This window comes from Nocardia africana NBRC 100379, from assembly GCF_001612635.1.
Taxonomy (GTDB): Bacteria; Actinomycetota; Actinomycetes; order Mycobacteriales; family Mycobacteriaceae; genus Nocardia; species Nocardia africana.
Genome location: NZ_BDAV01000013.1, coordinates 205,731 through 228,682, shown reverse-complemented (window position 1 = coordinate 228,682; position 22,952 = coordinate 205,731). Strand labels below are relative to the sequence as shown.

21 protein-coding genes are annotated in these 22,952 nt (G+C 68.8%); 9 read left to right on the top strand and 12 right to left on the bottom strand.

Annotated elements, in window-relative coordinates; translation table 11 throughout:
- Window positions 1–3 precede the first annotated feature (3 nt).
- Complete coding sequence (locus NA3_RS24135; RefSeq protein ID WP_062966044.1) at window positions 4–813, bottom strand: carbon-nitrogen hydrolase family protein; 810 nt, start codon at window positions 811–813, stop codon at window positions 4–6.
- 379 nt (window positions 814–1,192) lie between these two features.
- Here NA3_RS24135 and NA3_RS24130 point away from each other — a divergent pair, with 379 nt between their 5' ends.
- Window positions 1,193–3,043, top strand: coding sequence for a DEAD/DEAH box helicase (locus NA3_RS24130; RefSeq protein WP_084491823.1), 1,851 nt, complete (start codon window positions 1,193–1,195; stop codon window positions 3,041–3,043).
- On the opposite strand, the gene NA3_RS24125 is transcribed toward NA3_RS24130, so the two are convergent.
- Window positions 3,040–3,690 carry a class I SAM-dependent methyltransferase gene (locus NA3_RS24125; RefSeq protein WP_062965925.1) on the bottom strand — a complete coding sequence of 217 codons (651 nt, stop codon included), beginning with the start codon at window positions 3,688–3,690 and terminating at the stop codon, window positions 3,040–3,042. The two genes, NA3_RS24130 and NA3_RS24125, sit on opposite strands and share 4 nt — an antisense overlap.
- Before the next feature lie 383 nt (window positions 3,691–4,073).
- Between NA3_RS24125 and NA3_RS24120 the strand changes: the two genes are divergently transcribed.
- Together NA3_RS24120 and NA3_RS24115 are read left to right on the top strand one after the other, a co-directional pair.
- Entirely contained in the window at window positions 4,074–5,246 is a 1,173-nt protein-coding gene (locus NA3_RS24120; RefSeq protein ID WP_062965924.1) for an acyl-CoA dehydrogenase family protein, read from the top strand.
- A 9-nt stretch (window positions 5,247–5,255) separates the two neighbouring features.
- Window positions 5,256–6,389, top strand: coding sequence for an acyl-CoA dehydrogenase family protein (locus NA3_RS24115; RefSeq protein ID WP_062965923.1), 1,134 nt, complete (start codon window positions 5,256–5,258; stop codon window positions 6,387–6,389).
- A 75-nt stretch (window positions 6,390–6,464) separates the two neighbouring features.
- Here the strand turns inward: NA3_RS24115 and NA3_RS24110 are convergent, their stop codons facing one another.
- A complete protein-coding gene (locus NA3_RS24110) occupies window positions 6,465–7,004 on the bottom strand; it encodes a hypothetical protein (RefSeq protein WP_062965922.1) in 540 nt (179 codons plus the stop codon).
- Between the two features lie 284 nt (window positions 7,005–7,288).
- On the opposite strand from NA3_RS24110, the gene NA3_RS24105 reads away from it, so the two are divergent.
- Window positions 7,289–7,540 (top strand): hypothetical protein, encoded by a 252-nt coding sequence (locus tag NA3_RS24105; protein WP_128145552.1) that lies wholly within the window; start codon window positions 7,289–7,291, stop codon window positions 7,538–7,540.
- 62 nt (window positions 7,541–7,602) lie between these two features.
- Window positions 7,603–8,427 (top strand): GNAT family N-acetyltransferase, encoded by an 825-nt coding sequence (locus NA3_RS24100; RefSeq protein ID WP_063917734.1) that lies wholly within the window; start codon window positions 7,603–7,605, stop codon window positions 8,425–8,427.
- Between the two features lie 6 nt (window positions 8,428–8,433).
- Here NA3_RS24100 and NA3_RS24095 read toward each other — a convergent pair whose 3' ends face one another.
- Together NA3_RS24095 and NA3_RS24090 are read right to left on the bottom strand one after the other, a co-directional pair.
- Window positions 8,434–8,868: an SgcJ/EcaC family oxidoreductase gene (locus tag NA3_RS24095; protein ID WP_062965920.1), complete on the bottom strand. Its 435-nt coding sequence runs from the start codon at window positions 8,866–8,868 to the stop codon at window positions 8,434–8,436.
- Between the two features lie 64 nt (window positions 8,869–8,932).
- Entirely contained in the window at window positions 8,933–10,492 is a 1,560-nt protein-coding gene (locus NA3_RS24090; protein WP_063917732.1) for an FAD-dependent monooxygenase, read from the bottom strand.
- 51 nt (window positions 10,493–10,543) lie between these two features.
- Here NA3_RS24090 and NA3_RS24085 point away from each other — a divergent pair, with 51 nt between their 5' ends.
- Entirely contained in the window at window positions 10,544–11,299 is a 756-nt protein-coding gene (locus NA3_RS24085; protein ID WP_227995541.1) for a TetR/AcrR family transcriptional regulator, read from the top strand.
- 12 nt (window positions 11,300–11,311) lie between these two features.
- On the opposite strand, the gene NA3_RS24080 is transcribed toward NA3_RS24085, so the two are convergent.
- The 4 genes from NA3_RS24080 to NA3_RS24065 form a co-directional block, all read right to left on the bottom strand.
- The gene (locus tag NA3_RS24080) at window positions 11,312–12,253 is read right to left on the bottom strand and encodes a hydroxymethylglutaryl-CoA lyase-like TIM-barrel protein (RefSeq protein WP_062965919.1); all 942 of its coding nucleotides are present in this window, start codon (window positions 12,251–12,253) and stop codon (window positions 11,312–11,314) included.
- A 139-nt stretch (window positions 12,254–12,392) separates the two neighbouring features.
- Window positions 12,393–13,604: a CaiB/BaiF CoA transferase family protein gene (locus NA3_RS24075; protein WP_062965918.1), complete on the bottom strand. Its 1,212-nt coding sequence runs from the start codon at window positions 13,602–13,604 to the stop codon at window positions 12,393–12,395.
- A gap of 32 nt (window positions 13,605–13,636) precedes the next feature.
- Window positions 13,637–14,566, bottom strand: a complete 930-nt coding sequence (locus NA3_RS24070; protein ID WP_062965917.1) for a TauD/TfdA dioxygenase family protein — start codon at window positions 14,564–14,566, stop codon at window positions 13,637–13,639.
- 107 nt (window positions 14,567–14,673) lie between these two features.
- Window positions 14,674–15,444, bottom strand: coding sequence for a deoxyribonuclease IV (locus tag NA3_RS24065; RefSeq protein WP_062965916.1), 771 nt, complete (start codon window positions 15,442–15,444; stop codon window positions 14,674–14,676).
- Between the two features lie 151 nt (window positions 15,445–15,595).
- Here NA3_RS24065 and NA3_RS24060 point away from each other — a divergent pair, with 151 nt between their 5' ends.
- Window positions 15,596–16,828, top strand: coding sequence for a serine/threonine-protein kinase (locus NA3_RS24060; protein ID WP_084491821.1), 1,233 nt, complete (start codon window positions 15,596–15,598; stop codon window positions 16,826–16,828).
- Here the strand turns inward: NA3_RS24060 and NA3_RS38785 are convergent.
- Window positions 16,764–17,522, bottom strand: a complete 759-nt coding sequence (locus NA3_RS38785) for a phosphatase PAP2 family protein (RefSeq protein ID WP_128145551.1) — start codon at window positions 17,520–17,522, stop codon at window positions 16,764–16,766. The two genes, NA3_RS24060 and NA3_RS38785, sit on opposite strands and share 65 nt — an antisense overlap.
- 126 nt (window positions 17,523–17,648) lie before the next feature.
- Between NA3_RS38785 and NA3_RS24050 the strand changes: the two genes are divergently transcribed.
- Both NA3_RS24050 and NA3_RS24045 read left to right on the top strand, forming a co-directional pair.
- Window positions 17,649–18,413: an ABC transporter ATP-binding protein gene (locus NA3_RS24050; RefSeq protein ID WP_062965914.1), complete on the top strand. Its 765-nt coding sequence runs from the start codon at window positions 17,649–17,651 to the stop codon at window positions 18,411–18,413.
- 2 nt (window positions 18,414–18,415) lie between these two features.
- Window positions 18,416–20,935 (top strand): ABC transporter permease, encoded by a 2,520-nt coding sequence (locus NA3_RS24045; RefSeq protein WP_062965913.1) that lies wholly within the window; start codon window positions 18,416–18,418, stop codon window positions 20,933–20,935.
- 51 nt (window positions 20,936–20,986) lie between these two features.
- Here the strand turns inward: NA3_RS24045 and NA3_RS24040 are convergent, their stop codons facing one another.
- Both NA3_RS24040 and NA3_RS24035 read right to left on the bottom strand, forming a co-directional pair.
- Entirely contained in the window at window positions 20,987–21,529 is a 543-nt protein-coding gene (locus NA3_RS24040; protein ID WP_062966041.1) for a hypothetical protein, read from the bottom strand.
- Between the two features lie 248 nt (window positions 21,530–21,777).
- Window positions 21,778–22,947 (bottom strand): VWA domain-containing protein, encoded by a 1,170-nt coding sequence (locus NA3_RS24035; RefSeq protein ID WP_062965912.1) that lies wholly within the window; start codon window positions 22,945–22,947, stop codon window positions 21,778–21,780.
- Window positions 22,948–22,952 lie beyond the last annotated feature (5 nt).

Here is a 22,952-nt window from a genome sequence, read left to right as displayed (position 1 = left end):
AGTCTATGGCTCGGCGGTGACTTGTGGCTCGACGGTGAATCGGCGCAGGCTCAGGCTGGGGTTGGTGGTGCGGATCTGCCGCAGGTGATCGAGGTCGACGCGGCTGGTGGCGATACCGGGGGAATCACCGAGTTCGGCCAGCAGATTGCCGGAGGGGTCGACGATCATCGACGCGCCCGCACCGCGCGGGGCGCAGTGGTCCGCGGCGGCCACGTAGACCGTGTTCTCGATGGCGCGGGCCCGCAGCAGCGTGGTCCACTGATCGAGCTTGCCCGGGCCCGGAATCCATTGCGCGGGAAGGAGTAACACCTGCGCACCCGCGGCCGCCACCCGGCGGCAGCCCTCCGGAAAGCGCAGGTCGAAGCAGGTCTGCAGGCCGAAGGTGACGCCGTCGACGGTGAACGTGGCGGGATCCTCGATCGGCCCCGGAGCGACCACGTCCGATTCACGGAATCCGAACGCGTCGTACAGGTGCACCTTGCGGTAGATCGCCGCGAACTCGGCATCGGGACCGGCCGCGATCAGCGTGTTGTAGATCCGATCGGTGATCTGACCGCCCGGCGCCTCGACGACGCCGGCGACCACGTGCACCCCGAATTCGGCGGCGAGCCCGCGTAATTCGCTCGCCCACGGGCCGGTGATCGGTTCGGCCGCCGCCACCACCCGTTCGTCCAGCCGCTTCACCGCGAACATCGAATATTCCGGAGCGACAACCACTTTCGCGCCGTGCTCGGCGGCGGCGCGAATATGGTCGCGCAGCGCGGCGAGATTGGCGGCCTTGTCGGTATGCGGCCCGAACTGCACGACCGCGATGTCGACCGCCTGCGCCGGAGCCGGGGCGGGTGCCGGCCGGGCGGCGGGCCGGGATTCGAGTCCACCGGGCACCGCGGGCGCGGGCCGTCCGGCCTCCGCGGTGGTCGAGTAGGTGATCACGATCGGGACGGGGCTGCCGATCGGATCAGCGGTGTGCGCGCGGCCGATTCCGGGTGCGCCGGCGGTGTCGGATTCGTCACTCACGGGTGCTCCGGCGCCGCCGGGAGAATCCGGCTCGGCGGGCGCAGATGCGGTGGGCCGCAGGGGTTCGGCGGATTCCGGAACGGCGCGCGAGGGCGGCTGCTGCGGTTGCATAGGTCTCACCGTATTGGCCCGATGGTCCGGGCGGCCACCGCAAGGCATTAAACTGCTGGTCAATATGAACAACTCATCGGTCGACAGCGTGCCCGGCGGCGAGGGCGACAGGCCCGAAGGCGCAGACGAGCGCAACCACGAAGGGCCCGCGGACGCCGCCACCGGGTACCGGCGCGACAGCGGCGATGTGATCGAGCCGTCGTTCGCCGACCTCGGCATCGACGATCGGCTGCTCGCGGCCATCGCCGATGTCGGCTACGAGTCCCCGTCGCCGATCCAGGCGGCCACCATTCCGCCGCTGCTCGCGGGCGCCGATGTCGTCGGCCTGGCCCAGACCGGTACCGGTAAGACGGCGGCCTTCGCCATCCCGATTCTGATGGGCCTGGAGAAGCGGCCGAAGCCGCCGCAGGCGCTGGTGCTCGCACCGACCCGCGAACTGGCGATCCAGGTGGCCGAGGCCTTCGGCCGCTACTCGTCGCATCTGCCGGGAATCCACGTGCTGCCGATCTACGGCGGTCAGAACTACGCGGTCCAGCTGCAGGGTCTGCGCCGCGGCGCGCAGGTCGTCGTCGGCACGCCGGGCCGGGTCATCGACCACCTCGAGCGCGGCACCCTCGACCTCACCCAGCTGCGGTATCTCGTGCTCGACGAGGCCGACGAGATGCTGAAGATGGGTTTCCAGGAGGACGTCGAACGCATTCTGCGCGACACTCCCGCGGACAAGCAGGTCGCGCTGTTCTCGGCCACCATGCCGTCGGTGATCCGCAAGATCTCCAAGCAGTACCTCAAGGATCCGGTCGAGATCACGGTCAAGTCCAAGACCTCGACCAACACCAACATCACCCAGCGCTGGGTGCACGTCTCGCATCAGCGCAAACTCGACGCGCTGACCCGGATTCTCGAGGTCGAGCCGTTCGAGGCGATGATCATCTTCGTGCGCACCAAGCAGGCCACCGAGGAGCTGGCCGAGAAGCTGCGCGCGCGCGGCTACTCGGCCGCCGCGATCAACGGCGATATCGCGCAGAACCAGCGCGAACGCACCATCGGCCAGTTGAAGTCCGGCACCCTCGACATCCTGGTCGCCACCGATGTGGCCGCGCGCGGACTCGATGTCGACCGCATCTCGCACGTGGTCAACTACGACATCCCGCACGACACCGAGTCCTATGTGCACCGCATCGGCCGCACCGGCCGGGCCGGGCGCACCGGTGAGGCGCTGCTGTTCGTCGCGCCGCGCGAACGCCGGCTGCTGGATGCGATCGAGCGCGCCACCCGCCAGCCGCTGACCGAAATGCAGCTGCCCAGCGTCGACGACGTGAATGCCCAGCGTGTGGTCAAATTCCACGACGCGATCACGGAGAATCTGGCGTCGTCGAATCTCGCGCTGTTCCGCAAGCTGATCGAGGACTACGAGGCCGAGCACAACATCCCGGTCGCCGATATCGCCGCCGCCCTAGCGGTGGGCGGCCACGACGGCGACAACTTCTTCATGGAGGCCGAGCCCGAGCCGATCCGCCCGCCGCGCCGCGAACGCGCCCCGCGCGAGGATCGCGAGCGGCGCCCGGAGGGTGGTCCGCAGCACCATCGCGCCACCGGCGCGGAGATGGCCACCTACCGCATCGCGGTCGGTAAACGACACCGGGTTGTCCCCGGTGCGATCGTCGGCGCCATCGCCAACGAGGGCGGTCTGCGTCGCAGCGACTTCGGCCACATCAGCATCCGGCCCGACCACAGCCTGGTCGAGCTTCCCGCCGATTTGTCGTCGGAAACGCTGGATGCGTTGCGCCGCACCAGGATCAGCGGCGTCCTGATCCAGTTGCAGCTGGACCAGGGCCCGCCGTCCCATCGCTCGCTGAGCCGCGGCCCGCGCCGCGAGGGCCCGCGCAAGTACGACCGCCGCAAGCCGCGCAGCTAGTTACGGTCCTCGGCCGCGCGGAAGAGGCGCCAGACATTGTCGACCCGGGTGCCGGAGCGGCCGTCGGGTGAGGTCAGCGCGCGTTCGACCGGCTCACAGGTGCGAACGGTCCATTCGTCGCCGAGGCGCAGGGCGCGCAGGACGCCGTCGAGGGTGGGGAAGACGGCGTCGAACGGATGCTCCTCGCGTGTCATCCAGGTCGGCCAGCCGGCGTGCATGACGATGAGCAGGGTACCGCCGGGCGCCACCGCGTCGGCCGCGCGCTGGAGCACGCCGTCCTGGTCCAGCGCCACCGGTGACTGCAGGAACTGGGCGTTGACCAGGTCGTAGCTGCCGTCCGGGAAGGTGGGCCCGAGTTCGTGTCGCTGCCACGAGATGCGATCGCCCAGGCCGGCCTGCTCGGCATGGGCCGCGGCGCGCTCCAGCGCGGTCCGGGAGATGTCCACGCCGGTCACCTCCCAGCCCTGTCCGGCCAGCCAGACCGCGTCGGCGCCCTCGCCGCAGCCCAGATCCAGTGCGCGGCCCGGGCGCAGCTCCGCGGTTTCGCGCACCAGCAGGGGATTCGGATTACCGCTCCAGACCCGGTCGCTGTCGCGATACCGCTGCTCCCAGAACGCTGCGGCTTCGGTGGGTGATGTGGCGGACATGAGACTCCTCGTCGCTCGGGGGCGCCGCGTCGGCGCCTGGTCCCAGGATCACCAGTGGCCGAGGAAGGCGGCAAGAAAACTTGCCGGAACGGCAAAATGGGGCCCTCGGCCGATGACGCGGCGCCGATCGCCGAGCGTGTTTCCCGTCGTGGGGAATTCGACGGAATGCATGCGAATTAGTATTAACTTAATCCGTATGCGGCGAATTGCGCAGGGTACGGCCATTTCGCCGCAACCTAAAGGTTCCGGCGCACCGGCGGTCGAACCGGGCCGCTCGGGATCGCGGCATCGTGCGCGATTCGTCGTTTATGATCCGGTCGACGACCGGTTCGATTCGAGGCGTAGATTCGATTCGGACCTACGAAATATGGTGGGAGATGCCCATGAAACTTGCCCTGTCACCCGACGAGGTGGCCTTCCGGGACGAACTACGCACGTTCTTTCGGACCGAGATACCGGCGGAGATCCGGGACAAGGTCGAAAACGGCCGGGAACTCTCCCGCGAGGACATCGTCACCGCCCACAAACTCCTGCACGCCAAGGGCATCGCGGTGCCGAAGTGGCCGGTGGAGTGGGGCGGTCAGGACTGGACCCCGATGCAGCGTCACATCTGGGAAGACGAGATGCAGCTGGCCTGCGTGCCCGAGCCGCTGACCTTCAATGCGAACATGATCGGCCCGGTCATCGCGCAGTTCGGCTCCGAAGAACTCAAGCAGCGCTTCCTGCCGCCGACCGCCTCCCTCGACATCTGGTGGTGCCAGGGCTTCTCCGAGCCCGACGCCGGATCCGATCTCGCCTCGCTGCGCACCACCGCGGTGCGTGACGGTGATTCCTACATCGTCAACGGCCAGAAGATCTGGACCACGCTGGCTCAGTACGCCGACTGGATCTTCTGCCTGGTGCGCACCGATCCGAATGCGCCGAAGAAGCAGGCCGGTATTTCCATGCTGCTCTTCGATATGAAATCGCCCGGTGTCACCGTGCGGCCGATCAAATTGATCGACGGCCGGCACGAGGTCAACGAGGTCTTCTTCGAAAACGTGCGGGTGCCCGCCGATCAGCTGGTCGGTGAGGAGAACGCGGGCTGGACGTATGCGAAATTCCTGCTCGGCAACGAACGCACGGGTATTGCCGGCGTCGGCCGCACCAAGGTCGTGATCGCCACCGCGAAAAAGCATGCGGCACAGATCGCGACGGGTTCGGGCACGCTGCTGGAGGATCCGGTTTTCGCCGCCCGTGTCGCCGAGTTGGAGAACGAACTGCTGGCGCTCGAACTGACGCTGTTGCGGGTGGTGGCCAATTCCGCCGAGGGCAAACCGAATCCGGTGTCGTCGGTGCTGAAGTTGCGCGGTACCGAATTGCAGCAGGCGGCCACCGAGCTGATGCTCGACGTGGCGGGCCCGGACGCGGTGCCGGTCGGCGCCGACGACATCGCCGCGCCGGACTGGGCGCAGCGCACCGGACCCACCTATCTGAACTACCGCAAGACCAGCATCTACGGAGGCTCGAACGAGGTGCAGCGCACCATCATCGCCTCCACCATCCTCGGATTGTGAGGCGCTGCCATGGATTTCGAATTGACCGATGAACAGGTCATGCTGGGTGAGACGGTGCGTGATCTGCTGGCCCGTGCCTACGACCCGGAGAGCCGGCTGAAGGTGCTCGACACCGAACTCGGCTGGAGTCGCGACGTGTGGGCGCAGCTGGCCGAATTGGGTGTCCTGGGACTGTCTTTCAGCGAGGAGGACGGCGGAGTCGGCGCGGGCCCCGTGGAGACGATGGTCGTCATGGAGGAGGTCGGCCGCCGCCTCGCCCCGGAACCGCTGCTGGACGCGGTCCTGCTGCCCGGTGGTCTCGTCGCCTCCCTGGGCACCGCAGACCAGCGGCAGCGGATTCTGCCCGAGGTGGCCGGCGGGTCCCGGCTGCTGGCCTTCGCCCACGAGGAGGCCGGTTCGCGCTGGCCGGATCTCGCGGTGGCGACCACGGCCACCGCGGACGGCGACGGCTACCGGCTCTCCGGTGTGAAAAGCCGGGTGCCGCACGGTGATTGCGCCGACGAGCTGCTCGTCACCGCGCTCGGGCCCGACGGTGTGCTGCGGGTGTTCCTGGTGGCCGCCGATGCCGACGGGGTGACCCGCACGGCCTACCGCACGTTCGACGAACGCCGCGGTGCGCAGATCGAATTCGCCTCGGCCCCGGCCGAACTGCTCGGCGCGGCCGAGGCCGGCGATGTCACCGAGGCCGTCGCCACCGCCATCGCGACGGCTCAGGCGAGCCTGTGCGCGGAGTCGATCGGCGCGATGGGTGAGGCGTTGCGGCTGACCACCGAATATCTGAAGACGCGCAAGCAGTTCGGGGTCACGCTCTCGAAGTTCCAGACCCTGACTCAGCGCGCCGCCGATATGTACGTCGCGATGGAACTGGCTCGCAGCATGAGCTTCTACGCGACCGCCTCGCTGGCCGAGGGCACGGTCGATCCGATCGCGCTGTCGCGGGCCCGCCTCCAGGTCGGCCGCGGCGCCCGCCACATCGGGCAGGAAGCGGTGCAGATGCACGGCGGAATCGGTATCACCACCGAATATCCGGTCAGCCACTACGTCGCCCGGCTCACCGCCGTGGACCAGACCTTCGGTGGCCGCCGCGAACATCTGGGTGTGCTGAGCAACCGGGTCGGAGACTACGGCCTGGTCGAACTCTGATCCGCACGCCGGGTCACCGGTGAGGGTGGTGGTCGTCGCGAACCAGCGCGGCCGCCACCCTTTTCGATGTGCCGATCAGTTGCCGGCGTCCCCGGTGGTCGGCGCGAGGTAGGAATCGGTCGTCGGTTCCGATTCCTCGACCGTGCGCGGCGTGTGATGTGGCCGCGTGGTCGTCGGGGACTCGGAATCGGCGGAGGGTTCGGCGGCGGAAGGCTCCGTGGTCGGGGCGGGAGTCTGTGTGGTGGTGGTCGGCGCGGGCGGTGCGAACGCCGTGTAGCTCGGGTCGGCCTCGGTCGTGGTGCTGGTCGACGTCGCGGAGGTGGTGCGCCGGGCCGGCGTATTCGCCGCGACGCGCCAGGTGGGGGAGGGCGGAATGATCACCGCGGGGGTGGTGGTGGTGCCGCTGCGCGTGATCGGGGTGGTGGCCACCTGCAGATCCGCGGCGAGCGGCGGCGGGGCGACGTAGACGTCCTTGTGGCCGATCCCGCAGGCCCCGATCAACACCAAACCCAGCGATACCGCACCGGCGGCCATCGCGGGACCCGCGACCTTCATGTTCAGGCGGCCCGGGGTCTCCTCATCGGCGCGATCCCCCGTGCTCGCCCTGTCGTCCATGGATGTGGTGCTCCCTCAAACTGTTTCCGAGTGGCCTCACAGTAACCGAGAGCCGCACCCGGGGCCAGGCACGCCGGTCGCTCCGCAAAATACCGGACGGTAACGTGAAAAGCCAATACTTCACATAACGAAGTAGTTACGTTCAGCGTGTCGCGGGCACGTGTCGCGTGGAGATTCGGTGACGGGCACGTACCGTGTGAGCGAAGTTACATGTGCGACGCGTGTTATTTACCGGGTGAAACGGACGTTTCGACAATCTCGGTGGGCGTCATCGAGGAGTAGTGATGGGAGCTTATTCGACATCCCCCACGCGCGCGGTGTCGCAAGGTGATTCGGCTGCCGCCGAATCCGGACGCAGCGCCTGGACGATCACCTCCCGCATCGCGGCATGGCTGATCTTCCTCGGCGGATTGGTCGGTGCGGTGCTCGGCATCGCGGGCCTTCGTGTCGAAATCACCGTTGCCGGACTGATTCTGGCCTGCACGGCCGGTCTGGTTCTGCTGAAACTTCGCGCCGACGGGCAACAATCGGCCTGAGAATCGCCCTGTCGTGAAAAATCGGTGGGAGACGTGCTCCGAGGGGCCTACCGTTGGGCGGCATGCGGATCGAGCTGACCACGGACCCGTTCGAGCTTCATGCCCGCGCCGGGCACTGCCTGGCTCGAGAGCCGCTGCGGCACACCGTCATTGCGACGATGGTCCGCACCCGCGCGGCCGGGGCGATGACGATCGAACCGGTCTTCGCCATGGTCTGCGACGGCGACGCGGTGCTGGGCGTCGCCATGAATACCCCCGGGCACGGCGCCTACCTGGGTGACATTCCCGCTGCGGCACTGGAGAAGTTGGCCGCGGCGCTGTTCGGACGTGACCCGGCCACCGTCGCGGTCGAGGGAGAGCCGCATTCCGCATCGGAATTCGCGATGCACTGGCAACGACTGTCCGGCACCACCTTTCGGCGGCAGTGGACGACCCGGCTCTATCGACTCGGGGAGTTGCGCATCCCCGCCGTGCCCGGCCTCGCCCGCCGCGCCGGCGAATCCGATATCGAGGTGTGCGTTCACCTGGCCGAGCGCATGCGTCGCGAAGAGGATATCGGCCCCGATCCGCGTGCGGTGCCCGATCGGATCGCCGCCGGGCAGTGGTGGCTGTGGGAGGACGAGGGGGTGCCGGTCAGCGTGGTCGCCCATCAGCGCCGCGCATACGGCTGGACCCGGATCGGGCCGGTCTACACGCCTCCCGAATTCCGTCGCCGCGGATACGCTGCCGCCGCCACCGCGCAGGTGTCGAAAGTGCTGCGCGACAGCGACTCCCAGGTGTGCCTGTTCGCCGACCTCGCCAACCCGACCTCCAACAAGATCTATCAGGAGATCGGCTACCGGCCGGTCGCCGATTTCCCGAGGTTCGTCTTCGGCGCTGCCGACTGACGACGGCTACGCCGTGCGCCGCAAGGGCGACTTCTCCGGCTGGAACGGGGTGTTCTGGGCGGCCGCGAGCCACCACCGCCCGTCCCGCTCGACCAGCACGTACATGGCCGTCTCGGAGAAACCGCCGGGATCGTCGGCCTGCCTGCGGATCTGGGCCACCACCACCCCCGGCGCCGGCGTGGTCGCGGCGACCACCTCGAAAGTCGAGGGCGGCGCCACCTGTCCGGTCATCAGGCGGTGGTGAATCGGATTGAGCTGGTCGTAGCCGACGACGGTGGCGCCGAACGGGCTGCCCCACAGCACATCCGCGGCGAAGGAGTGGTCGTAGAGATCGGCGTCACCGGCCTCGCCCGCGCGTTGCAGTTCCGCGGCGAATTCGGCGGCCACCCGCTGTGCCGTGGTGCGGGCCGCGGGATCATCGAGGGCGGGGCGGTGTGTCATGGCTGTCTCCTGTGTCGTCGTCGCTTCGGCTACAGCCAACCTAGGAGCTCAACGTAACTCGAGGTCAAGGGTGCGGGTGGATCGCGGCCGCGGCGGAATCGGGAGCGTGGTCGGTGCCGTGGATGATGCGGGTCCAAACCGACCGGAAGGCGGCGGCGAAATCCTCCGGCGCGGCCGGGGTTCGCCACGCGATCACCTGGTCCGGGCGGACCAGCAATGCACCCGTCGTGGTCGAACCGACCGTGGCACACCACGACCGGTCCATGCGCACGATGTCGGCGGGGAGCGCGCCGGGGGTCCAGTCCGGCGCATCCGGACCGACCAGCAGTGTGAACGTAGTTCCGATCAGATCGAGGGTGGAACGGCCGTCGGCGAGGTAGCGGTGGGGCAGCCGGGTACCGGGCTGTCCGGTGAGATCCAGATGGTCCATGGTGTGCGCACTGCCGTCGTCGACGAGCGCGCCCGCGGGATAGCGAGTGCCGAGGACGAGGGCGATCGGGTCGGCGAGCGGTGTGCCGTCGGTGGATTCGCGAGTCATGGTGCGCAGGTTCGCGGTTCGGATACTGGATTGGTCGGCGATGTACCGGCCGATGGGGCGGCGCTCGCGGTCGTAGCTGTCGAGCAACTGCGCCGGCGCCGCGCCGCGCAGCACCAGCGCCAGTTTCCACGCCAGATTGTGGCCGTCCTGGATGCCGGTATTGGCACCCGCGGCCGCGTACGGCGGCATCACGTGTGCCGCGTCGCCGGCCAGGAACACCCGGCCCGACCGGAACGTGTCGGCGATGAACATGCCCGGCTCCCAGGGCAATACGCTAAGCACCTCCACATCGATATCGGGGACCCCGATGGCTTCCCGCAGCAGTTCCGGCCACCCGTCGGCGGGGCGGTCGACCTCCGCCGAACTGGTGAAGATCCATCGGTGTGAGCCGTCCACCGAGGCGAAAGCGCCGGGGATGCGGGCGTTCTCGATCTGGCACAGGTTGAATTCACGGTCCCGCACCAACTCCGTCAGATCCGCGCGGAAGTACACGTTCACCGCGCGGCCGAGGGTGCCGCGGCCGTGGCGGCCGATAGTCAGTCGCTCGCGAATCGGGCTGTGCGCACCGTCGGCGGCGATGAGGTACGACGCCCGCACAGTGTCGACGCGATCCGGGCCCGTGCGCAGGGTCGCGGTGAGACCCACGGCGTCCTCGGTGACGTCGACGCATTCGACACCGAAGCGGATATCGCAGCCGCGCGCCTCCGCCAGGCCACGCAGGGTGGGCTCCAGCAGATCCTGCGCGCACAGACACGCTGCCGCGGGCGTGATCGCATCCCAGTCCGGCAGCCCGCCCGGGAAGGTGAACGGCAACCGCTCGGCCCGGGCCAGCGTCGGCCCCGCTGCCATCGCCTGATGTGCCGAGAGTCCGCGTGCGGCGTCCTCGACGGCCGCGGCGATTCCGATCTGCCGGAACAGCTCCATCGTGCGGATGTTGATCCGCCGGGCTTTCGGCTGGGCCGAGGTGGTGGGCCGGCGCTCGACAAGCACCGACGGTACGCCCTGATGCCGCAGGAACAAGGCGGCGGTCAGGCCGGTCAGACCACCGCCCACGATCAGGACGGGATCGACGTGTACGTTGTACATCACATGTACGTTGTACACGGATGGTTGAATTCCGGCAAGGAGGTGTGCACGGTGACCGAGGACGTGCCGGGACCGCTCATCTGGTCCTTGCCGGAACCACCCGGCCGGCCGACGACGAATCTGAGCCGCGCCGGGATTCTGCGCGCGGCGATGACGATCGCCGATGCCGAAGGCGCACGGGCGCTGACGATGCGCCGGGTGGCCCAGGCCGTCGGCGCGTCCACGCCGATGTCGCTGTATCGCTACGTGGGCAGCAAGGACGGGCTGGTCGATCTGATGATCGACGCCGTCTACGGTGAGATACCGCTCGCCGACACCTCCGCCCCGGACACGGCGGCGCATCCGGACTGGCGTGGTGAGCTGGAACGTCTCGCGCTGGATACCTGGACCATCATCCAGCGCCACCTCTGGTTCGGCGAACTGGTCCACACCCGCCCTCCGCTGGGCCCGAACGCGCTGCGCTACTTCGACTTCCGCTTCGCGATGCTCGAACCGCTCGGCCTGTCCGCCGACGACCTCTCGCTGCTGACCGGTGCGGTGGACGGCCATCTGTTCGGCGCCGCGCTGCAGGTGGCCGAGGAACGGCGCATGCGCGCTCGCGTCGGACTCGCCACCGACCAGCAGCTCGCCGAGGCGGCGAAGCCCCTGGTGGAACCCCTGATCGCGGACGGCCGCCATCCCGCCTTCACACGGTGGTTCCACGGCCGCACCGGCGCCGGGCCCGCCGACCCCGTGGCGTGGACCCTCCGCTGCCTGCTCGACGGCATCACCGCGCGCATGGGTCTGGACGACCCGAGCGGCAGATAGGGCCCGGCACGCCTAAACCTGCCGTGGCACAACCCATTCGAAGGCGCGGGCCTCGGAACGAGCGCCCTCGGCGGTGCGGGAGCGGTTGGGTTCGCCCAGATCGGTCAGCAGCCGTTCGGTGAGGCCGACCATGGTCGCCAGCGCGGCCGGGGTGAACCAGTCCGGGCGGGTGGCGAACAGGATGTCCTCGCTGGCGGTGTTGCCGCTCGCGCCCGGCGCGAAGGGGCAGCCGCCCAGCCCACCCAGGGAACCATCCACCGCGTCGGCGCCCGCCGCCAGTGCGGCCAGCGAGTTGGCGACGCCCATACCCCAGGTGTCGTGGCCGTGAAAGACGATGCGGCGCTGCGGAGTTCCCGATCGCACGGCGGCGATCAGGGCGTGCACCTGCGCCGGATACGCCTGGCCGAGCGTATCGGCGATCACGATATCGGCGGCGCCGTCGGTGCGGGGGTCGGCGGCGATCGCCAGGACCCGCTCCGGATCCACCGGCCCGTCGAACGGGCAGGTGAAAGACGTTGCCAGACAGAGCTGGATCGACCCGCCGACCTCCTCGGACAGCCGGATCGCCTCGGGCATCGCGGCGACGCTGTCCTCGGTCGTGCGGCCGATATTGGCCTTGTTGTGCGCATCCGACACCGACAGGCAGTACTGGAACTTCCGCACTCCCGCCTCGGCGGCACGCGCGACCTGGCGCGGCGTGGCCACCCACACCCAGCAGCGTTGCAGCTCTTCGGGTGTCAGCGCGGCCACGACCTCCATCGTGTTCGCCATCGGCGGGACCAGATCGGGGCGTGCCATCGAACCGATCTCGAGTTCCGGCACGCCCAGGGCGAGCAGGGTGCGGGCGATCTCCACCTTGTGCTCGGTCGGCAACACCTTGCCGGTCAACTGAAGTCCGTCCCGCAGGGTCACATCCCGCAACGCGCCCGCGGTGGTGGTAACAGGTTCGCTCATCCCGCCTCCTATGTCATGCGGGACACCCGCACCCGGTCGGCAGGATGAGCCGCTGCGCGATTGTCGCTCATCCCGCCTGCGGTGTTCATGCGGGACACCCGCACCCGGTCGGCAGGATGAGCCGCTGCGCGATTGTCGCTCATCCCGCCTCCAAGCCGTCGATGTCGGCGTCCGACATGCCCAGCAGTTCCGAGAGGACCTCGCGGGTGTGTTCGCCCAGATCGGGGCCCACCGCTCGGATCGGCAGCGAACGGTCGCCGATCACCGGGACGATGCCGGTGAAGGCGACCTGTTTCGGTTCGCCGGCGCCGACATCGACCGGGAAGTGCTGAATCATGTTGCGCGCCCGATACTGTTCGTCGGCGACGATGTCCGCGGCGGTGTAGATGGGGCCGCACGGAATGGCCGCCTGCTCGAGGATCGCCAGCGCCTCGTCGCGGGTGTGGCGCACACTCCATTCGCCGATCGCGGCGTCGAGCCGGTCGCGGTGGCGCCAGCGGCCGGCGTTGTCCTGCAATTCCGGATCCTCGGCGAGGTCGGGGCGCTCGATCACCTGCATATAGCGGCGGAAGATCGCGTCGCCGTTACCGCCGATGATGATGCTGGTGCCGTCGGCGCATGGGTAGGCGTTGCTCGGCGCGATCCCTTCCATCCGCCCGCCGACGCGCTGCCGGTTGATGCCGTAGGCCTCGTAGTCCGGAACCAGCGACTCCATCACGGAGAGGATCGACTCGTTCAGCGCGACATCGACGATGCGCTGCGGCAACGGAATTCGCTCCTCGGATCCCTTGCGCTGGAACAACGCCAGCACCGTGCCGAAGGCGGCGTAGATCCCCGCGATGGAATCGCCGATCGAGACGCCCACCCGCACCGGCGGCCGATCCGGATCACCGACCAGTTCGCGCAGCCCGCCGACCGCCTCGGCGACCGCGGCGAAACCCGGCCGCTGCGACAGCGGTCCGGTCTGCCCGTAGGCGGAGATGCGGGTGATCACCAGGTCGGGATTGGCCTCGTCGAGCGCCTCCGGTCCCAGTCCCCACTTCTCCAGCATCCCGGGCCGGAAATTCTCCAGCAGCACATCGCAGTGCCGGATCAGATCCAGCACGATCGCCCGTCCCGCCTCGGTGCGCAGATCCAGGGTGATGGACTTCTTGTTGCGGTTCACCGTGCGATACAGCATCGAGGTGTCGCCGCCGTAGAGCCGCCAATTGCGCAGCTCGTCACCGGTTTTCGGGCGCTCGACCTTGATCACCTCGGCGCCGAAGTCGCCGAGAATGCGCCCCGCGGTCGGCGCCGCGATGTAGTTGCCCAATTCCAGCACCCGAACGCCGGCCAGCGGTCGAATCTCCATGTACCGATTCAACCACCGGCGGCGCCTGGGGATCAGGCCGCCTCGGCCAGGTTCTCGATGATCGAATAGTGGTCGGCGTTACCGGCGATGCTGAGGCTGGTCCGGCCGTCCACGCCCACCGGGATGTCTCCGGCCAGCGTGATGCGGGTCAGCTTGCGGTGCTCGGCGCCGTCGTAGTCGTCGATCGCGTAATGCTGAGTGGCACGGTTGTCCCAGATCGCCACGTCGCCGAGCGACCAGTTCCACCGCGTGGTGTGCTCGAGCCGGGTCACCCGATCCTGGAGCAGGCGGAACAGAGCATGTGACTCGTTGGTGGACAGACCCACGAACTGCTTCACGAAATGTCCGAGCAGCAGCGCGCGCTCACCGGTCTCGGGGTGCACCCGGACCACCGGATGTTCGGTCTCGTAGTAGGTCGACTGGAATTCCTCGCGGTAGGCCTGCGCGTTGGGGTCCGGCTGCTCCTCGTGGCTCGCGGCGTAGTCGTACTTGTTGGTGTGCACCGCGCGCAGCTCCTCGACCAGCCGCTTCAGCGGTTCCGGCAGCGAGGCGTAGGCCGCCACGGTCGAGGCCCAGGTGGTCGAGCCGCCGTAGCTGGGCAGAGTCACCGCCCGCAGGATCGAGGCCTTCGGGATGCGGTCGACGAAGGTGACGTCGCTGTGCCAGCTGTTGGCGCGGCCGTGGTGGGAATCGATCGCCAGGCTCTTCACGCCCTTGGACGTGACCGTCGGATGCGGGGTGGTCGGGCTGCCGAGCAGCTGCGCGAACTCGTGCTGACCGTCCTCCGTGAGATGGTGCTGATCACGGAAGAAGATCACCTTGTGCTCGTTGAGCGCCGCGCGGATGGCCGCCACCGTCTCCGGAGCCAGATCCCCGCCGAGCCGGACGCCGTCGATGCGTGCGCCGATGTGGGTTCCGAGTTTCACCACGGACACGGACTCTGCTGCGTGATCGCTTGACATGGAGGGCCTTTCGCTCGGAACTTGCTATGTTCCGAGCACACCATCGAGGTCCGGACGCGACCAGGTTTACGGTCAGCGCGATCACAAAGGCGGTGCCGCCGCTCCGCTCAGCCGACGTGTTCGCGCAGGTAGGCGAGGTCCTCGGCGACACCTTCGGCCGGCGTCTCCAGCACCACGGGTGCATCGGCGGTACGGCACACCTCGGCGAGCAACTGCGGATCGATGGTGCCCTCGGCGAAGTTGGCGTGCCGGTCGGCGCCGGAGTTGAAGTCGTCGCGCGAGGAGTTCAGATGCACCAGATCGATACGGCCGGTGATCGCGCGAATCCGATCGACCACGCCGATCAACTCCTCACCACCCGCCCAGGCGTGACAGGTGTCGAGGCAGAAGCCCGCGCCGAAGTCGCCGACCGCATCCCACAGCCGGGCGATCGAATCGAAATGACGGGCCATGGCGTGATTGCCGCCGGCGGTGTTCTCGATGAGGATCGGCACCGCGAAGCCACCCTTGTCCTGCTGGCGCTCGAACAGCTTGCGCCAGTTGACGATTCCGGCCTCGATCTCGGCATCCGAGCGTACGTGCCCGCCGTGCACGACCAGGCCGAACGCGCCCAGATCCGCTGCGGCCTGCGCCTGCTGCGCGACCGCGTTGCGCGACGGCATGCGCAACCTGTTGTTCGTACTGGCCACGTTGATCTGATAGGAGGAGTGCACCACCACGTCGATGGGGCTGGATTTGATCTCCTCCGTGCGCGGATGCGGCTGCGGTTTGTCCCAGCTCTGCGGATCCACCACGAACATCTGGATGACGTCGGCACCCAATCGCTCGCCGAAGCCGATCGGATCACTGTCTTGACGGACGTGTGCTCCAATACGCATGGCAGAGAGCGTATCGGTAGGCACCGACAGCCCGCAGCGACAGGCGGGAGCGCGGTGTTCGCGCGGGCCGGCGGCCCCGTCGATCGAGAATGCCGGTTCCGGGGGACTGCTATGGTTTCGGTGATTCCGGCACGGGAAGTGGGAGCGGGGCATGCTGGCCAACGGTGATGTGTTCGCGGGCTACGTCATCGAACGACTGTTGGGCCGCGGCGGTATGGGACAGGTCTATCTGGCCAAACACCCGCGGTTGCCACGGATGACCGCGCTGAAGCTGCTCAACCGCGAAATGGTCGCCGATCCGGAGATCCGGGCCCGCTTCGAACGTGAGGCCGATCTGGTCGCGCAACTCGATCATCCCAAGGTCGTCACGGTCTACGATCGCGGCCTCGAGGATGGTCAGCTGTGGATCTCGATGCAGTACATCGACGGGATCGATGCCGCCAGTGTGGATCCGAAGAAGCTGCCGCCCGAGCGGGCCGTGCAGATCATCGCCGAAGTGGCCGAGGCGCTGGACTACGCGCACGGCAACGGGGTCATGCACCGGGATGTGAAGCCGGGCAACATGTTGCTCGCGCGCTCCACCGGCGGCAAGGGCGAGCGGGTGTATCTCACCGACTTCGGTATCGCCCGCCTGCGCGACGACGGCGGTCACCTCACCCAGACCGGAACCTTCACCGCGACCCTGGCCTATGCCTCACCCGAACAGCTCACCGGTGCGCCGCTGGACGGCAGTTCGGACCAGTACTCGCTGGCGTGCAGCCTGTTCTGGCTGTTCACCGGCCGGGGTCCGTTCAACGCGCCGAATCCGGCGGCGGTGATTCGCGGCCATCTGCAAGGACCGCCGCCGGCGCTGAGCAGTGTGCGACCCGGCCTCCCCGCGGGCCTCGACGCCGTCCTGCTGAAGGCCATGCAGAAGCGCGCGAGCGACCGATTCGGCAGCTGTGCGGAATTCGCCGCCGCCGCCCGTCAGGCGGTGTCGCCGGCCAGTGCGCCGCGGATGCCGACGGTCGGCCGCCCCTACACCGGCCCGCCCATGCCGACGACGGGCCGGCCGGGCACCGGGCCGGGGCAGCCGGTCGTGCATCGGCCGGCGACCGGTCCGTCGGTGCCACACGCCCGGCCGCAACCGATGCCGCCGCATGGCGCCGTGCCGCAGCCGTATCCGGCCACCGCCGCGCGACCGGTGAATCAGCCGCAACCCTACGGCGCGTCCGGCCAGTACAACCAGTACAGCCAGCCCTACGGACAGCGGCCGCCGATGCAGCCGATGCGACCGGTGCCGGCGCAGAACACGTCGAATACCGGGCTCATCATCGGCATCATCGTCGGCGCGGTGGTGCTGCTGCTCGTGGTTCTGGTGCTGCTGGCCGCGCTCTCGAACTGACCCGCGCCCGCCACCACAGGTAGGGGCCGAGGCACAGCGCGAGCCAGACCAGCCCGATCGACCAACCGGCCAGTACATCGGTGGTCCAGTGCACGCCGAGATAAATCCTGGTCAGGCCGATCGCCACCGCGAACAGTGCCGCGACCACGACCGCCGCGCCGCGGGCCACCGGGCCGCGCGGCGAGAGCACGACCATGGCGGCGAGCACCCCGACGACCGCGGTGCTACCCAGGGTGTGACCGGACGGGAACGACGGACTGGTCTCGGTGACCAGCTGATCGATCGCGGGCGGCCGATGCCGGCCGATCGCGGATTTCATCACCGAACCGATCACCGCCACCCCGATACCCACCGCCGCCGTTGCCAGCAGTCGCGCCCACTGCCGCCGCACGCCGAACCAGGCGCAGGCCACGATGGTCAGGGTCGTCATCGCGGCGACGCCGCCGGCATCGGTGAAGGTGCTGATCGCCGGATTCAACCAGCTGATGCGATGGTCGACCACCCACTCGGTGATGGGTTCGTCGATGCGGGTGAGGCCGCCGCCGTCGACCACGTCGTGGGTGAGTTGCGCGGCGCCGCCGAGTGCCGCGGCCGGTACGAGCAGCCGGACGGCCGCCGTCGCGCGCAGTATGCCGTGCTGCGCCAGCGCGATCCCACCGACGAGCATCAGCAGGACCGGGGTGAGCGCAGCCATGCGCACGAGGATAGGTGCGTCCACGCCCGGCGTTGCGGTCCCGCAGGTGCTCGGGGTCGATGCGCCCCAGGTATTGGGGGGAAATCCTGATGGCGCCCGCACGCCGGTTTGGCCAGACTGGAGACCATGACTGCCGATGCCCTGGGCACCGAACCCGCCGCGGCGACCACGCTCGCGGCCCGCGCCACCGACCTGATGAAACTGTACGGATCCGGAGACACCCAGGTCCGCGCCCTCGACGGGGTTTCGGCCGATTTCGCCCAGCGGGAGTTCACCGCGATCATGGGCCCGTCCGGCTCCGGAAAATCGACGTTGATGCACTGCCTGGCCGGGCTGGACAGCGCCACCTCCGGCACGGTGCACATCGGCGACACGGCGCTGACCGGTCTGTCCGACAAACAGATGACGCGCCTGCGCCGCGATCGCATCGGCTTCGTCTTCCAGGCGTTCAACCTGGTGCCGACGCTGACCGCGCTCGAGAACATCACCCTGCCGCTGGATATCGCGGGCCGCAAACCCGATCAGGAGTGGCTGGACACCGTGATCGGGCGTCTCGGTCTGGGGGATCGCCTCGACCACCGGCCGAGTGAGCTGTCGGGCGGGCAGCAGCAGCGCGTCGCGTGTGCCCGGGCGCTGGTCGGCCGGCCCGACATCATCTTCGGCGACGAGCCGACCGGCAACCTCGATTCGCGATCCTCCGGTGAGGTGCTGTCGATTCTGCGGGCGGCGGTCGACGAATTCGGCCAGACGGTCGTGATCGTGACGCACGAACCGCATGCCGCCTCCTACGCCGACCGCGTGATCTTCCTCGCCGACGGGCGCATCGTCGACGAATTGCGTGATCCGACAGCGGAATCGGTGCTGGACCGCATGAAGTCCCTGGAAGGATAGGCATGGCTGGATCGCCGATGCGCAAGGTGGCCTTGCGCAATCTGGCCGCGCACAAGGTGCGGCTGGCGCTGACGTTGCTCTCGGTCGTGCTCGGAACCGCTTTCGTCGCAGGTTCTTTCGTGTTCACCGACACCCTGCAACGCACCTTCGACGGCATCTTCGCCGACCAGGCGAAGGGGGTCGACGTGCGGGTGGAGCCGAAACACAGCCAGTCGCTGGGTGTTCCGAACGACCTCGTCGCCAAGGTCGCCGCGACCGACGGCGTGCGCGCGGTGGCGCCGGCGGTGCAGGGACCTGTCGTGCTGCTGAAGGACGGGCATGCGGTGCAGACGGGTGGCGCGCCGAGTTGGGGACGGTCGTATCTGCCGCCCGACAAGGCGATCGCCGACCCGGAGCATTTCGTCGACGGGGTGGCGCCGGTGACACCGGGGCAGATCGCGATCAATTCCGGTGGGGCGGACCGGGCCGGACTGCACGTGGGGGACAAGGCCAAGGTGCTGATCCCCTCCCGCGGCACCATCGATATGACCGTCAGCGGCATCTACACGGTGTCGTCGGACACCGGCGGATTCATCGGTCTGCTGTTCGACGACGCGCAGGCCCGGGAACTGTTCACCGACGGAGCGCATGTCGCCTACGTGGATGTGGCCGCCCTGCCGGGCATCTCACCGGATACGTTGCGCGACCGGATCGCGAAGGTGGCGCCGGAGTACAAGGTCATGGACGGCGATCAGGTGCGTGCCGATCTGAAGGCTCAGGTCGGCAACGCGCTGAAATTCGTCAACTACTTCCTGCTCGCCTTCGGTGCGATCGCGCTGCTGGTCGGCACGTTCATCATCTACAACACCTTCTCGATGATCGTGGCGCAGCGATTGCGGGAGCTGGCGCTGTTGCGAGCGGTCGGCGCCGGACGGCGGCAGGTCGGCTTGTCGGTGGTGGCGGAGGCCTTCGTCATCGGCCTGATCGGCAGCCTGCTCGGACTGGCGGGCGGCATCGGGCTGGCGTTCGGGCTGTCCGCGCTGCTCAACGCCTTCGACCTCGGACTGCCCACCGGCACCATGCAGGTGTTGCCGCGGACCGTGCTGGCGGCGATCGGCATCGGCCTGGTGGTGACGGTCGCCAGCGCCTACGCACCCGCTCGGCGGGCGGCCAAGATTCCGCCGGTGGAGGCGATGCGCGAGGAGTTCGCCCCGGTGGGCGAATCGCTGCGCGTGCGCACGCTGATCGGTGCGGTACTGGCGGTGATCGGTGTGGTGCTGGTGGTGCTCGGGGCCCGCAATACCGGCGGCAATGCCGCGGCCACGGTCGGAGTCGGCGCGGCGGCGTTGATCTTCGCGGTTCTCTTCGCCTCACCGGCGCTGTCGCGTCCGGTGGTCGGAGCGCTGGGCCTGCTGGTGCGTCCGTTCGGTGCGATCGGCGCGATGGCGCGCAACAACGCGATGCGCAATCCACGCCGCACCGCCGCCACCGCGTTCGCGCTCACCTTGGGGCTCATGCTGGTCTCCGCGATCGGCATGCTCGGCGCCTCGGCGAAGGCGAGCGTCGGCGAACTCGTCGACAAGGGCGTGAACGCCGACTACGTGCTGGCCGGGCCGCAGATGATCGGGGTGCCGCTCGGCGCCGCGGAGGCGGCGCGCTCGGTCCCCGGGGTGTCCGACGTGGTGGCCTTCCGCGGAGTCGCGCTGCGGGTGGGCGACGAGCAGGTCACCGGCACCTCGCCGGACGCGCCGATGGGGCAGGTCCTGCGCTACGACATCCGCCACGGCACCGACAACCTCACCGGCGACTCCCTGCTGGTGTCGGAAACCGAAGCGGGCGACCGCCATTGGCACGCGGGCGACCGTGTCGAGGTCACCAGTGTGGACAACAAGAAGTTCTCGGTGACCGTCGCCGGCATCTACGCCGACAGTCAGCTGCTCGGCCCCCTGGTGGTCGCGCCGGACCTCTACAACCAGGTCATGCCGGTGGCGTTCCGCACCGACCTGATCGTGCTGGTCAAGGCCGCGCCGGGCGCCGACGTCGCCGCGATGCGGGGCAATCTGGAGAAGGCGACCGCGTCCTACGTGGTGGTGCAGGTGCAGGACCGTGAGGAATTCAAAGGCGCGCAGGGCAAGCAGATCAACACCATGCTCGCCATCCTCTACGGACTGCTGGCGTTGGCGGTGGTGATCGCGATCCTCGGCATCGTGAACACGCTCGCCCTCTCGGTCGTCGAGCGACGGCGCGAGATCGGCATGCTGCGCGCGGTCGGCATGCAGCGCCCACAGGTCCGGCGCACGATCTATCTCGAATCCATGCTGATCGCGGTCTTCGGGGCCGTGATCGGGGTGGTCCTCGGGCTGGGACTCGGCGTCGGATTCCTGCGCACGCTGTCGGATCTGGGGTTGAGCACGATCACCGTGCCGTGGGGCCAGATCGTGGGCATGCTGATCGGCTCGGCCGTGGTCGGGGTGCTGGCGGCACTGTGGCCGGCGGTGCGCGCCGCGCGGACACCACCGCTGGCGGCGATCGCCGATCTGTGACGAGGGCACGGCCGCTGAGCGCATGCGTGCAGCGGCCGTGCCGAGTCGCACTCAGACGCAGTACTGGCAGACGCCGCCGGCGGGCAGCTGGATGAAGCACTGCGAGCACACTGCCGGGCGCGGCTCGGAGGTCTTCTCCTCCTGTGCCACCACGGTTTTGGTCGCGCTGCGACCGCGGCGGCGGGCGTCCACCTTCGGCGTCAGCGGCGGAACGCCGACCTCGGCGGGCATCTCCGCACCGTAGTGCTGATAGCACTGCCAGCGGGCGTAGGCCGCGTGCAGTTCGAGATCGTCGGGAATCGGCAGGCCGGCGAGTTCGAGCACGTACTTGTAGTCGTCGCCGACGGTGTGGTTCTGGCGTACACAGAGCGCGGTCAGCGGTGGTTCGCCGGCGCCGTGGCAGCGTCGCGCGACCTTCCGCAAAATCGCGGCCATCCAGGTGCGCGTCGGCGCCTCGGTATGCACCCCGGACACGTCCTGAATCCGTTCGGCCAACTCGTTCACAGTGATGAAATGCCCGTATCCGGTCGCGGTTTCGGCCAGTTCGGCATGGGCGGCCAATGCCCAGGCCACCGCCGCCTCGCGAAATGACACCGCAGTGCCGTCACCTACCCGCCATGCTCCTGCCGTCGTGGCCACGGAATTCTTCAACACCGGTCCAAGTTATCGCGTCGATTTCCGCGCCGGCGCGCGGCCCGCCGATCTGCGTGGCCCATGCGGGGGTGAAAGCCCGCGCCGCGCCGAGAACACCAGGTAGTCGCGGCGCGGCCTCCGGCGGCCGTGAGAATCGCGGCCCGGCAACCCCTTTCGTCGCCCGGGTGCGGGCGGGCGCCCTCAGGTGTTCATCGGCCACCGGCGTGTGATCGGGCCCAGGTCGCGACATCGCCGCGGTCGAGGGCCACCGACAGCAGTTCGGGAAAGCGGTCGGGAGTGCACGCGAAGGCGGGCACTCCGAGCGCGGCGAGGGCGGCGGCGTTGTCGTGGTCGTAGGCCGGGGCGCCCTCGTCGGAGAGCGCCAGCAATACCAGCACCTGGACGCCCGCCTCCTTCATCGCCGAGACCCGCCGCAACATCTCGTCGCGGATTCCGCCCTCGTACAGGTCGGAGATCAGGACGAACAGTGTGTCGGCCGGCCGGGTGATCAGTTGCCCGCAGTAGGCGATGGCCCGGTTGATATCGGTCCCGCCGCCGAGCTGTGTGCCGAACAGCACATCCACCGGATCCGACAGTTGCTCCGTGAGATCCACCACCGCGGTGTCGAAGACCACCAGTGAAGTCTTCAGCGAGCGCATCGAGGCGAGTACCGCACCGAAGACGGAGGCATAGACGACGCTGGCCGCCATGGACCCCGATTGGTCGATCGCGAGCACCACCTCACGCCGCACCGCCTGCGCCTTGCGCCCGTATCCGACCAGCTGCTGCGGCACCACCGTGCGGTGTTCGGGCAGATAGTGGGCGAGATTGCGGCGAATCGTCCGATCCCAGTCGATATCGCGCAGCCGCGGCCGCGACACCCGCGCCGCGCGGTTCAGTGCACCGGACACGGCGGCCACCGTGCGTGCGGCGAGCCGGCGTTCGATGTCGCGCACCACCTTCTCCACCACGACTCGTGCTGTGGCGCGGGTGGTTTCGGGCATCATCCGGTTCAGGCTGAGCAGGGTGCCGACGAGCTGGACGTCGGGTTCGACCGCCTCGAGCAGTTCGGGCTCGAGCAGCAGTTGCGTCAGCTGCAGCCGGTCGATGGCGTCGCGCTGCATGACCTCGACCACCGTCGACGGGAAGTAGGTGCGGATATCGCCCAGCCAGCGGGCGACCTTGGGCGCCGAACCCCCCAGGCCGGCGGCGCGTTTGTCCGACGGCGTGTGTTCGTCGCCGTTGTAGAGCGCCGACAGCGCCCGGTCCATCGCCGCGTCCTCGGCGGTGCCGAGCCCGCCGAGACCGGACTCGGCGGGAGCGCCGAGGACCAGCCGCCAGCGCCGGGCCTGCACTTCGTCCGATTCGATCTGTGTCATCACCG

Excerpts from the sequence above, each read along its gene's own strand:
- NA3_RS24095 (WP_062965920.1), bottom strand. The coding sequence starts at position 8,868 with ATGACACACCGCCCCGCCCTCGATGATCCCGCGGCCCGCACCACGGCA.
- NA3_RS24035 (WP_062965912.1), bottom strand. The coding sequence starts at position 22,947 with ATGACACAGATCGAATCGGACGAAGTGCAGGCCCGGCGCTGGCGGCTG.
- NA3_RS24080 (WP_062965919.1), bottom strand. The coding sequence starts at position 12,253 with ATGAGCGAACCTGTTACCACCACCGCGGGCGCGTTGCGGGATGTGACC.
- NA3_RS24130 (WP_084491823.1), top strand. The coding sequence starts at position 1,193 with ATGAACAACTCATCGGTCGACAGCGTGCCCGGCGGCGAGGGCGACAGG.
- NA3_RS24045 (WP_062965913.1), top strand. The coding sequence starts at position 18,416 with ATGGCTGGATCGCCGATGCGCAAGGTGGCCTTGCGCAATCTGGCCGCG.
- NA3_RS24110 (WP_062965922.1), bottom strand. The coding sequence starts at position 7,004 with ATGGACGACAGGGCGAGCACGGGGGATCGCGCCGATGAGGAGACCCCG.
- NA3_RS24090 (WP_063917732.1), bottom strand. The coding sequence starts at position 10,492 with ATGTACAACGTACACGTCGATCCCGTCCTGATCGTGGGCGGTGGTCTG.
- NA3_RS24065 (WP_062965916.1), bottom strand. The coding sequence starts at position 15,444 with ATGCGTATTGGAGCACACGTCCGTCAAGACAGTGATCCGATCGGCTTC.
- NA3_RS38785 (WP_128145551.1), bottom strand. The coding sequence starts at position 17,522 with ATGGCTGCGCTCACCCCGGTCCTGCTGATGCTCGTCGGTGGGATCGCG.
- NA3_RS24050 (WP_062965914.1), top strand. The coding sequence starts at position 17,649 with ATGACTGCCGATGCCCTGGGCACCGAACCCGCCGCGGCGACCACGCTC.
- NA3_RS24105 (WP_128145552.1), top strand. The coding sequence starts at position 7,289 with ATGGGAGCTTATTCGACATCCCCCACGCGCGCGGTGTCGCAAGGTGAT.
- NA3_RS24060 (WP_084491821.1), top strand. The coding sequence starts at position 15,596 with ATGCTGGCCAACGGTGATGTGTTCGCGGGCTACGTCATCGAACGACTG.
- NA3_RS24115 (WP_062965923.1), top strand. The coding sequence starts at position 5,256 with ATGGATTTCGAATTGACCGATGAACAGGTCATGCTGGGTGAGACGGTG.
- NA3_RS24125 (WP_062965925.1), bottom strand. The coding sequence starts at position 3,690 with ATGTCCGCCACATCACCCACCGAAGCCGCAGCGTTCTGGGAGCAGCGG.
- NA3_RS24100 (WP_063917734.1), top strand. The coding sequence starts at position 7,603 with ATGCGGATCGAGCTGACCACGGACCCGTTCGAGCTTCATGCCCGCGCC.
- NA3_RS24070 (WP_062965917.1), bottom strand. The coding sequence starts at position 14,566 with ATGTCAAGCGATCACGCAGCAGAGTCCGTGTCCGTGGTGAAACTCGGA.
- NA3_RS24075 (WP_062965918.1), bottom strand. The coding sequence starts at position 13,604 with ATGGAGATTCGACCGCTGGCCGGCGTTCGGGTGCTGGAATTGGGCAAC.
- NA3_RS24120 (WP_062965924.1), top strand. The coding sequence starts at position 4,074 with ATGAAACTTGCCCTGTCACCCGACGAGGTGGCCTTCCGGGACGAACTA.